Annotated in this window: 1 protein-coding gene; it reads left to right on the forward strand. The window is 70.1% G+C overall.

The features are described 5' to 3' along the window. Positions 1–71 precede the first annotated feature (71 nt). On the forward strand, positions 72–11,933 hold the full coding sequence (locus ACJX2R_RS45640; protein ID WP_413104900.1) for an SDR family NAD(P)-dependent oxidoreductase: 11,862 nt from the start codon (positions 72–74) through the stop codon (positions 11,931–11,933). The last annotated feature ends 80 nt before the right edge of the window (positions 11,934–12,013 follow it).

Genomic DNA, 12,013 nt, shown 5'->3' on the forward strand with positions numbered 1-12,013 from the left:
AACCGTGTTTTCATAACTTTCAGGGCCGTTGCGCTCTTCCAGCGAACGACGTGTTTAGTGTGGAGTTTTTGATGCCTGCTGCATCCAACCAGAACAAGGCCGTTGAAGCGCTGCGCAAGTCGTTCAAGGAAATCGAGCGGCTCCGGCGTCAGAACCGCCAGCTGACCAGTTCGGCCACCGAGCCCATTGCGATCATCGGTATGGCCTGCCGATTTCCTGGTGGAGTGAATTCTCCGGAAGCGCTGTGGCAGCTGGTCGCCGACGGATCGGACGCGATCTCGCCCTTCCCGACAAACCGTGGCTGGGACGTGGAGGGGATCTACAATCCGGACCCGGAACATCCGGGTACCAGTTACGTTCGCGAAGGCGGTTTCCTCCACGACGCGGACCAATTCGACTCCGCGTTTTTCGGCATCTCGCCTCGTGAGGCCCTGGCCATGGACCCCCAGCAGCGGCTGCTGCTGGAGACGTCGTGGGAGGTGTTGGAGCGGGCGGGCATCGACCCCGCGTCACTGCATGGCAGCCAGACAGGCGTCTTCACCGGTGCCATGCACACTACTTACGCGTCCGATGCCGTGCAGATCCCGGACGAGATCGAGCCGTACCTCCACAACAGCGCCACCACCAGCATCGCCTCGGGCCGTGTCTCCTACACCTTCGGCTTCGAGGGCCCCGCGCTGACCGTGGACACCGCTTGCTCATCGGCGCTGGTCGCCCTGCATCTGGCCGCTCAGTCGCTGCGCCAGGGCGAGTGCTCCATGGCGCTGGTCGGCGGTGCCACGGTCATGGTGAGTCCCGAGGGCTTTGTCACCTTCAGCCGGCAGCGCGGCCTGGCCGTCGACGGCCGGTGCAAGGCGTTCGCCGACGGAGCCGACGGCACCACATGGTCCGAGGGCATCGGTGTGCTGCTGGTGGAGCGGCTGTCCGACGCCCGGCGCAACGGGCACCAGATACTCGCGGTGGTGCGCGGCTCCGCCGTGAACCAGGACGGCGCGAGCAACGGTCTGACGGCCCCCAACGGTCCGTCACAGCGCCGCGTCATCCGGCAGGCCCTGGAGAACTGCGAGCTGACCCCCGGCCAGATCGACGCGGTTGAGGCGCACGGTACGGGTACGTCGCTGGGTGACCCGATCGAGGCGCAGGCGCTGCTGGCCACGTACGGGCAGGACCGGCCGGAGGGGCGGCCGCTGTGGCTGGGCTCGCTGAAGTCGAACCTCGGCCACACGCAGGCCGCTGCTGGTATTGCCGGTGTCATGAAAATGGTGCTGGCGATGCGGCATGGTGTGCTGCCGAAGACGCTGCATGTCGACGCTCCGTCGAGCCACGTGGACTGGTCCGAGGGCCAGGTCGAGTTGTTGACCGAGGCGCGGGCGTGGCCGGAGACGGGCGAGCCGCGCAGGGTTGGTGTGTCGTCGTTCGGTGTGAGCGGGACGAACGCGCATGTGATCTTGGAGCAGGCTCCGGAGGTCGAGGCGGCCGAGGTCGAGGTCGAGGAGTCCGCTGACGGTGGTGTCGCGGGCATCACGGGTCCGGTGGCGTGGGTGGTGTCGGGTAAGAGTGATGCCGCGTTGCGGGCGCAGGCCGGGCGGTTGCGGGAGTTCGTGGCGGAGCGTCCGGAGTTGGGCGCCGCCGATGTGGCGCTCTCGCTGGCGACGACCAGGTTCGCCTTCGAGCAGCGTGTCGTGGTGACCGGGGCTGGCCGTGAGGAGCTCCTTGAGCGTCTGGGGGCGGTGGCCGAGGGGGTGAAGCTCCCCGGTGTGGTGTGGGGGAAGGACGCCGAGACGCCTGGCCGGTCGGTGTTTGTGTTCCCGGGTCAGGGGGCGCAGTGGGTGGGGATGGCGGTGGGGTTGTTGGAGTCCTCGCCGGTGTTCGCGGAGGTGATTGGTGAGTGTGAGTCGGCGCTGTCGGCGTATGTGGACTGGTCGTTGACGGATGTGCTGCGTGGGGTTGAGGGTGCTCCTGGTTTTGACCGGGTGGATGTGGTGCAGCCGGTGTTGTTCGCGGTGATGGTGTCGCTGGCGAGGCTGTGGCGTTCGGTGGGTGTCGAGCCGGATGCGGTGATGGGTCACAGTCAGGGTGAGATCGCGGCGGCGTGTGTGGCGGGTGCGTTGTCGTTGGAGGATGCCGCGAAGGTGGTGGCGTTGCGGTCGCAGGCGATCGCGGTGGGTCTTGCGGGTCGTGGTGGCATGGTGTCGGTCGGCCTGTCGGCGGATGCGGCCAAGGAGCGTATCGCCGCCTGGGACGGCGCGATCTCGGTGGCGGCGGTCAACGGTCCCGGCTCGGTCGTGGTGTCGGGTGATCCGGGTGCGCTGGATGAGATGGTGGCCCGGCTGGAGGGTGAGGAGGTGCGGGTTCGCCGGGTTCCGGTGGACTACGCGTCGCACTCGGCGCATGTGGAGGGGATCCGCGAGGAGCTGCTGAAGGTTCTGGCGGACCTTCAGCCGCGTTCGTCGGAGGTGCCGTTCTACTCGACGGTGTCCGGTGAGCTGGTGGACACCGCAGGGCTGGACGCGGAGTACTGGTACCGCAACCTCCGCCAGACCGTCGAGCTGGAGGTCACCACCCGCAAGCTTTTGGACGACGGCCACACCGTCTTCATCGAGGCGAGCCCGCATCCCGTACTGATGCTGCCGTTGCAGCAGACCGTCGAGGCTGCCGAGGCCCAGGCGGTCGTCGTCGGCACGCTGCGACGGGATGAGGGCGGGCCCGAGCGGTTCCTGACCTCCGTCGCCGAACTCCATGTCAGCGGGGCCAGTGTTGACTGGCGGAAGGTGTTCGCCGGCCACGGTGCCCGCCGCGTGGAACTGCCCACCTACGCCTTCCAGCGGGAGCGCTTCTGGCTTGACACTCCGGCGGGCGCGGGCGATGTGGGTTCGGTGGGGTTGGGCTCGCTGGGGCATCCGTTGCTGGGTGCGGTGGTGTCGTTGGCCAGTGGTGGCGGAATGCTGCTGAGCGGGCGGCTGTCGCTGGCCACGCATGGGTGGCTGGCGGATCACGCCGTCCACGGGGTGACGTTGCTGCCCGGGACGGCGTTCGTGGAGCTGGTGGTACGGGCGGGCGATCAGGTCGGCTGTGGCCGGGTTGAGGAACTGATCCTGGAAGCGCCGCTGATCGTGCCCGCGAAGGGCGGCGTACAACTTCAGGTAGAGGTGGGGGAGGCGGACGCTTCCGGCTTCCGTGAGGTGAGTGTGTTCTCGCGGGACGAAGCGGACGGTGAGGGCGTCGCGTGGACGCGGCATGCTCATGGTGTGCTGGGTTCGGCCGTGCCCGGTTCCGAGGTGCGGTTCGACTTTGGTGTGTGGCCTCCGGTGGGGGCGGAGTCGGTTGATGTGTCGGGTGAGTATGTGCGGGCGGCGGAGAACGGGTTGGGGTATGGGCCGGTTTTCCAGGGGTTGAAGCGTGCGTGGCGGCGTGATGGTGAGGTGTTCGCGGAGGTCGAGCTTCCGGAGGGTGAGCGGGAGCGGGCGGGCCGGTTTGGGCTGCATCCGGCGTTGTTCGACGCGGCGTTGCATGCGATGGGTGTGAGCGAGGGTCTGGGCGGTGGTTCGGGGAGTCTGCTGCCGTTCTCCTGGCGTGGGTTTTCTCTGGAGGCGGTGGGTGCGACATCGCTGCGGGTGCGGGTGGCGCCGACGGGTGCTGGGTCGGATGCGGTGTCGGTGCTGGTGGGGGATGAGTCGGGGCGTGGGGTTGCGTCGGTCGAGTCGCTGGTCCTGCGACCGGTTGACGCGGATCAGCTGAACGCCGTGGGCGGGGTGGCGCGGGATGCGCTGTTCCGGGTGGAGTGGGTGGACGCGCCCGCGGCGGTGGTGGCGGGTGAGGTCCCGCCGGGGACAGAGGTTGTGCGGGTCGCCTCCGGCGGTGCGGATGTGGTGGGCGAGGTGTACGGGCGGGTCCTTGAGGTCTTGGAGTGGGTCCAGGCGTGGGCGGCGGATGAGGACCGTGCGGGTGAGCGGTTGGTGGTGGTGACCCGGGGCGCTGTTGATGCGGGCGATGGCGTAGGGGATTTGGCGGGGGCTGCGGTGTGGGGTCTGGTGCGGTCCGCGCAGGCGGAGAATCCCGGGCTCCTGGTGCTGGTGGACACCGATGACGTGGAGGGAGTCGCGGACGTTCTCCCCGGGGTGCTTGCTCTGGGTGAGGAGCAGGTGGTGGTGCGGTCGGGTGCGGTGCGGGTGCCGCGTTTGGGCCGGTCGTTGCCTTCGGGTGACGCTCCGGAGTCGGGTGGGTTTGGTTCGGGTGCGGTGCTGGTGACGGGTGGTACCGGTGTGCTGGGTGGTTTGGTGGCGCGGCATTTGGTGGCGCGGCATGGTGTCGGGAAGCTGGTGTTGTTGTCTCGTCGTGGTGCGGATGCGGCGGGTGCGGCCGAGTTGCGGGCCGGGTTGGAGGCTGTTGGTGCCGAGGTGGTGATCGCGGCGTGTGATGCCGCGGATCGTGAGGCTCTGGCGGGGGTGTTGTCGGGGTTGCCGGAGGGTTTTGGTCTGAGTGGTGTGGTGCATGCGGCGGGTGTGCTCGATGACGGGCTGTTGACGTCGTTGACCCGTGAGCGGGTTGAGCCGGTGTTGCGGGCGAAGGTGGACGCGGCGTGGAATCTGCATGAGTTGACCGCGGGGATGGACCTGTCGGCGTTCGTGCTGTTCTCCTCGGCCACCGGTGTGCTGGGCGGTGCGGGGCAGAGCAACTACGCGGCGGCGAATGTGTTCCTGGACGGCCTGGCGTCGTGGCGCCGGGCTCAGGGGCTGCCCGGGGTGTCGATGGCGTGGGGTCTGTGGGCCGAGGCCAGCGGCATGACCGGACACCTCGGCGAGGATGACATCCGGCGGATATCCCGCTCGGGCGTGCTGCCACTGGCCACGGACGAGGGGCTTGAGCTGTTCGACGCCGCTCTGGCCTCGGACGTGGCGGTACCCGTTCTCTTCCGGCCGGACATCGCGGCGCTGCGCGCGCGGGGTGCCGAGCTCCCCGCCCTCTTCCGCAACGTCGTACCGGGGATGGCCGTCCGGCGTGTCGCGGGCGCCGGAGACGCGGACGCGGACGAGATCGCCGCCCGCCTGCGGCGGCGACTGGTCAGCATGTCCGAGGCGGATCAGGAACAGTTCCTGCTCGAAGAGCTGATCCGCGTCCATGTGGCCGCCGTCCTGGGACACGCCAAGTCGGACGCCGTGGAGGTGGGACGCCCCTTCAAAGACCTGGGCTTCGACTCGCTCACCGCCGTGGACCTGCGGGCACGTCTGAGCGCGGAAACGGGTCTGCGCCTCCCGGCGACACTCGTTTTCGACTACCCGAACCCGACGGTACTGGCGGGCTATCTGCGCTCGGAGATCCTCGGCTCCCAGGACAGGACCATCGCGGTACCTGGGGGCGGGTCCTTCGGGGCCGCGTCGCGCACGGACGACGAACCGATCGCGATCGTGGCCATGAGTTGCCGATTCCCCGGTGCGGTGCGTACGCCCGAAGAGCTGTGGCAGCTGGTGATGTCGGGCACCGATGCCACGTCGCCGCTCCCGTCCAACCGTGGCTGGGACCTCGAGTCCACATACGACCCGGACCCCTCGCATGAGGGCACGTACTACGTCCGCAACGGTGGCTTCCTCTATGAGGCGGACGAATTCGACCCGGAGTTCTTCGGGATCTCGCCGCGTGAGGCGCTGTCGATGGACCCGCAGCAGCGACTGCTGCTGGAGACGTCGTGGGAGGCGTTCGAGCGGGCCGGTATCGCTCCCGAGACGGCGAAGGGAAGCCGGACCGGCGTCTTCGTCGGCGTCATGTACAACGACTACGGTGCCCGTCTGGAAGGGAACGCCCCCGCCGGCTTTGAGGGCTACCTCGGCATGGGCAGCGCGGCCAGCGTGGCCTCGGGCCGGATCTCCTACACCTTCGGCCTCGAGGGGCCCGCCGTGACAGTGGACACGGCGTGCTCGTCGTCGCTGGTCGCGCTGCACCTGGCGGTCCAGGCGCTGCGCCAGGGTGAGTGCGACATGGCGCTGACCGGTGGTGCGACGGTGATGTCCACACCGGTCGCGCTGGTGGACTTCAGCCGTCAGCGCGCGCTGTCCGCGGACGGCAAGTGCAAGGCGTTCAGCAATCGCGCCGACGGCTTCGGATTCGCCGAGGGCGTCGGGCTGCTGCTGGTGGAGCGGCTGTCGGATGCCAGACGCAATGGGCACGAGGTGCTGGCCCTCGTCCGGGGTTCGGCGACGAACCAGGACGGTGCGTCCAACGGCCTGACCGCCCCGAACGGCCCGTCTCAGCAGCGGGTGATCCGCGCGGCGCTGGCGAACGCCGGGCTGTCGGCGGCCGAGGTGGACGCGGTCGAGGCGCATGGCACCGGCACTCCGCTGGGCGATCCCATCGAGGCGCAGGCCCTGCTGGCCACCTACGGCCAGGACCGGCCCGCGGACCAGTCGGTGTGGCTCGGCTCGGTGAAGTCGAACATCGGCCACGCGCAGGCGGCGGCCGGTGTGGCTGGTGTCATCAAGATGGTCATGGCAATGCGGCACGGCGCGCTGCCGAAGACGCTGCACGTCGATGAGCCGTCGCAGCATGTGGACTGGTCCGCGGGCGGAGTGCGCCTGCTGACGGACGATATGCCCTGGCCGGAGACGGGACGGCCGCGGCGTGCGGCGGTCTCCTCCTTCGGGATGAGTGGCAGCAATGCCCACGCCGTACTGGAGCAGGCCCCGCTCGACGACGCTCCCAGCCCTGCCGCCGATGACGAGGCCCCGGCCGGGGGACTTCCGGAGATCACGCCGTTGGTGATCTCCGGACGGTCGGAGACCGCGGTGGAGGCGCAGGCGGAGCGGCTGCTTGCGCATGTGCGCGAGCGCGGAGAGGTCTCGCCCGCCGATGTCGGGCTGTCGTTGGCGACCACGCGCAGTGTGTTCGAACACCGCGCGGTGGTGCTGGCGGGCGACGGGGACGGCCTCATGAACGGCCTGGGTGCGTTGGCCGAGGGGAACGTGTCGCCTGGTGTGGTACGGGGGGTGGCGGCCGCCCGGGACCAGGCAGTGCTTGTCTTCCCTGGTCAGGGGTCGCAGTGGGTGGGGATGGCGGCGGGGTTGCTGGAGTCTTCGCCGGTGTTCGCGGAGCGGATCGGTGAGTGCGCGGCCGCGCTGGCGCCGTTCGTGGACTGGCCGCTCGCGGATGTGCTGCGGGGTAGCGAGGGCGCCGCGGAGGCGTTGGAGCGGGTGGATGTGGTGCAGCCCGTGTTGTGGGCGGTGATGGTGTCGTTGGCGGAGTTGTGGCGTTCGTACGGGGTGGAGCCCGCGGCGGTCATCGGCCACTCGCAGGGTGAGATCGCGGCGGCGTGTGTGGCGGGTGCGTTGTCGCTGGAGGACGCCGCGCGGGTGGTGGCGCTGCGGAGCAAGGCGCTGCGGGCGTTGTCGGGGCTGGGCGGGATGGTGTCCGTGTCGCTGCCCGTGGACTCGGTGCGGGAGCGGCTTGCGGCGTGGGGCGAGCGGTTGTCGGTGGCGGCGGTGAACGGGCCTTCGGCGGTCGTGGTGTCCGGTGACGCCGACGCGTTGGACGAGCTGCTCGCGGCCTGCGAGGGCGAGGGGATCCGGGCGCGGCGCGTGCCGGTGGATTACGCCTCCCACTGCGCTCATGTCGAGGCCATCGAGGACGAGCTTCAGCAGATCCTCGCGGGAATCGCCCCGCGCTCGTCGTCGGTGCCGTTCTATTCGACGGTGACCGGCGGGGTGCTGGACACGGCCGGTCTGGACGCCGCGTACTGGTACCGGAATCTGCGTCAGACGGTGCGTTTCGACGAGACCGTCCGTGTCCTGCTGGCCGACGGTTTCCAGGTGTTCATCGAGGCCAGTGCCCATCCGGTGCTCACCATGGGGGTTGAGCAGACGGCCGAGGACCACGCCACGCACGTCACCGCCGTGGGTTCGCTGCGCCGTGAGGAAGGCGGCCTGGAGCGTTTCCTGACCTCTGTGGCCGAGGCGTATGTGGGCGGTGTGTCCGTCGACTGGGCGGGGGTGTTCGCCGGGACCGGCGCGAAGCGTGTGGAGCTGCCGACGTATGCCTTCCAGCGCACGCGCTTCTGGCTGGAGCCCGAGGCCATCAACGGCGCTGGTGATGTGGCGTCGGTGGGGCTGGACTCGGCCGGGCATCCGTTGCTGGGGGCCGCCGTGCCGCTGCCCGACTCGGACGGTTTCCTGCTGACCGGTCGGCTGTCGCTTCGTACGCATCCCTGGCTCGCCGACCATGCGGTGTTGGGCCGGGTCATCCTGCCGGGTACGGCGTTTGTCGAGTTGGCGTCGCGGGCCGGTGACGCGGTGGGTTGTGACCGGTTGGAGGAGCTGACGCTGGAGGCGCCCCTGGTGCTGCCCGAGGAGGGGGCGGTCCAGGTGCAGCTGGTGGTGAGCGGGCCGGTACAGGATGGGCTGCGCGAGTTCAGCGTGTATTCCCGCCGTGTCGATGGCCCGCACGCGTCGTGGACGTGCCATGCGAAGGGTGCGCTGGCCCTGGCGTCGGCCGCCGACAGGGCGACGGGCCCGGTGGGCCTGGAGGCATGGCCTCCGGCGGGGGCGGAAGCGCTCGAAACTGCGGGCTTCTACGAGGAGGTGGCGGCCACCGGGCTGGCGTACGGGCCGGTGTTCCAGGGGTTGCGCGCCGTGTGGCGCAAGGGTGATGAGGTGTTCGCGGAGGTGGCGCTGCCGGAGGAGTCGCGGGCGGAGGCGGCCCGGTTCGGGCTGCATCCGGCGCTGCTCGATGCGGCGCTGCACGCCTGGCTGGTGTCCGCCGCCGCCGAGGGAGGCGGGAAGGCGGAGGGAATCCGGCTGCCGTTCGTGTGGAGTGGCGTGTCGCTGTATGCCACGGGCGCGACCTCTCTGCGGGTACGGCTGACCCGTACGGGCGCCGAGGGGATGTCGGTGCTCGTGGCGGATGCCGCCGGTGCGCTGGTGGCGTCGGCGGACGCGCTGGTCACCCGGCCGGTCTCGGAGGCGCAGCTCGCGTCGTCCGCCGGCGACGACGAGTCGCTGTACCGGCTGGAGTGGATCGCGGCCCCCACTGTCGACCCCGCCCCCGCCACCGACCAGTGCGCCGTGGCCGGACCGGATGTCTTCGGCCTGGCCCGGGCGTTGAAGGCGGCCGACGGGTCGGTGGAGGAACACACCGACCTGGCCGCTCTGGCGGCGCATGTGGGATCGGGTGCTCCGATGCCGGAGCTGGTGTTTGTGACGGTGTCCTCCGGTCCCGGTGAGGATGTCGTTCCGGCGGCGCGGGCGGTGGCCCACCGGACTTTGGACGTGGTGCGGGCGTGGCTGGCGGAGGACGTGTTCGCCGGGGCGCGGCTGGTGTTCGTCACTCGGGGTGCGCTGGCGACCGAGGATGGTGTGGATCCGCGTGATCTGGCGGCGGCCCCGGTCTGGGGGCTGGTGCGGTCGGCGCAGGCGGAGCATCCGGACCGGTTCGTTTTGCTGGATGTGGACGGTGTCGAGGCGTCGCTTGCCGTGGTGCACCGGGCGGTGGCGACCGGGGAGCCGCAGCTCGCGGTGCGCGATGCGGAGGTGCTGGTGCCCCGTTTGGCGCCCGGCGCCGCGAGGGGTGTGCTGACGCCGCCGGATGGCGGGGAGGCGTGGCGGCTGGAGCCGTCGGGAGCGGGCACGCTGGAGGGGCTGAGGCTGGCCCCGGCCACGGATGTCACCGCGGAGCTCGGCGAGCACGAGGTCCGGGTCGCCGTGCGGGCCGCGGGCATGAATTTCCGCGATGTCCTGATCTCCCTGAACATGTACCCGGACCCCGGGGCCATGATGGGGAGCGAGGGAGCCGGCGTGGTCGTGGCCACCGGTTCCGGTGTCACGTCTCTCTCCGTCGGCGACCGGGTCATGGGCTCGTGGACCGGTGGTTTCGGACCGCTGGTCGTGGTGGACCACCGCGGCCTGGTGCGCATCCCGGATGGCTGGTCCTACACCCAGGCCGCACCCATCCCCGTCGTCTTCGGAACGGCTTTGTACGGGTTGCGGGAGTTGGGGGGCCTGCGGCGTGGTGAGTCGCTGTTGGTGCATTCGGCTGCTGGTGGTGTGGGGATGGCGGCGGTGCAGTTGGCGCGGGCGTGGGGTGTGGAGGTGTTCGCGACCGCGAGTGAGGCGAAGTGGGATGTCCTGCGTGGTCTGGGGCTGGACGATGCGCATATCGCGTCGTCGCGGACGTTGGAGTTCGAGGAGCGGTTCAGGGCTGCCTCGGGTGGTCGTGGTGTGGATGTGGTCCTGGATTCTTTGGCCGGTGAGTTCGTGGACGCGTCGCTGCGGTTGCTGGGTGAGGGCGGGCGGTTCATCGAGATGGGCAAGACGGATGTGCGGTCGGCCCAGGAGGTGGCCGCGGCGCATCCGGGGGTGATGTACCGGGCGTTCGACCTGGCCGAGGCGGGTTCGGAGCGTATCGGGGAGATGCTCGCGGAGATCGTGGCCCTCTTCGAACGAGGTGAGCTGGAGCCGTTGCCCGCACGGGTGTGGGATGTGCGCAGGGCTCCTGAGGTGTTCCGGTTCATGAGCCAGGCGCGCCATGTGGGCAAGCTGGTGCTGAGTGTGCCGGCCGCGCTGGATCCGGAGGGGACGGTGCTGATCACCGGTGCCGGTGGTGTTCTGGGTGGTCTGGTCGCCCGGCATCTGGTGGCGGAGCACGGCGTGCGCCGGCTGCTGCTGGTCAGCCGTCGTGGCCGGGCGGCGGAGAGTCTGACGGAGCTCGAGGCGGAGCTGACGGCGTTGGGTGCCTCGGTCACGGTCGCCGCCTGCGATGTCGCCGACCGTGACGCGCTGGCAGGTCTGCTGGCCGACCTCCCCGATGGACACGGTCTGACCGGTGTGGTTCACGCCGCGGGTCTCCTGGATGACGGCACGGTGACGTCGCTGACGCCGGAGCGGCTGGACGCGGTGTTGCGGGCGAAGGTCGATGGGGCGTGGCATCTGCACGAGTTGACGCGCCGTTTCGATGTGGCCATGTTCGCCCTGTTCTCGTCGGCCGCCGGGGTGTTGGGGGCCGCGGGACAGGCGAACTACGCCGCCGCCAATACGTTCCTGGACGGGCTGGCTCAGCGGCGCCGGGCGATGGGTCTGCCGGGAGTGTCGCTTGCCTGGGGTCTGTGGGCTGAGCGCTCCGGGATGACCGGACATCTCGATCAGGCGGACATCTCGCGGATGACGCGGGGCGGATTGGTGCCGTTCTCCTCCGAGGAGGGGCTGCGGCTGTTTGACACGGCGGGTCGGCTGGCCGAGGGGGTGGTGGTGCCCGCTCAGCTCGATCTCGGCCAGTTGGCGGCCACCGCCGATGCCTCGCCCGTACCGCCGTTGCTGAATGGACTCGTACGACGGTCCGTTACACCCCGGCGTGCATCGGTCCAGGAAGAGGCTGGTTCGCAGGAGGCGTCGTTGGCGCGGCGGCTGGCCGGGCTTGGTCAGGGGGAGCGGCGGCGGATGCTGCTGCGTTTGGTCCAGGAGCACGCTGCCACGGTGCTCGGTCATGGGACGGCGTCCGCGGTGGATACCGATCGTGGCTTCCTGGAGCTGGGCTTCGACTCGCTCACCGCGGTCGAGTTGCGCAACCGGCTGAACGCGGCCAGCGGGCTACGCCTGCCCGCCACGCTCATCTTCGATTACCCGACGCCAGCGGCGTTGGCCGGACACCTGGGTGCGGAGATCGCCCCCGTGGCGGCGGACGACGCGCCGGATGTGGCTGCCGAACTCGACCGGCTGGAAGTCGCGTTGCTCGGCACGGACACCTCGGCCGACGACGCCACCCGCGCGATGGTGGCCGACCGACTGAAGCGCCTGCTGTCCCAGTGGGACGGCGGCCGTGGCGTTCCGGTGCCGGACGGCCAGGCCGGCGGAGCGGCCAATGGCTCCGGCGATGTGGACGGTGTCGCCGACCACCTGGAGACGGCGGCGGCCGACGAACTCTTCGCCTTCATCGATGAGGAGTTCGGGACGTCGTGATCCGACCAGCGGCCGCCACCACGGCGCATCCACGAAGCCACACCTGCCCGCCGATCACCCGATCCCGAAGCGCTGACCCC

The sequence above is a fragment of the Streptomyces sp. Inha503 genome, assembly GCF_047215865.1.
GTDB classification, from domain to species: domain Bacteria; phylum Actinomycetota; class Actinomycetes; order Streptomycetales; family Streptomycetaceae; genus Streptomyces; species Streptomyces lycopersici.

Excerpts from the sequence above, each read along its gene's own strand:
- ACJX2R_RS45640 (WP_413104900.1), top strand. The coding sequence starts at position 72 with ATGCCTGCTGCATCCAACCAGAACAAGGCCGTTGAAGCGCTGCGCAAG.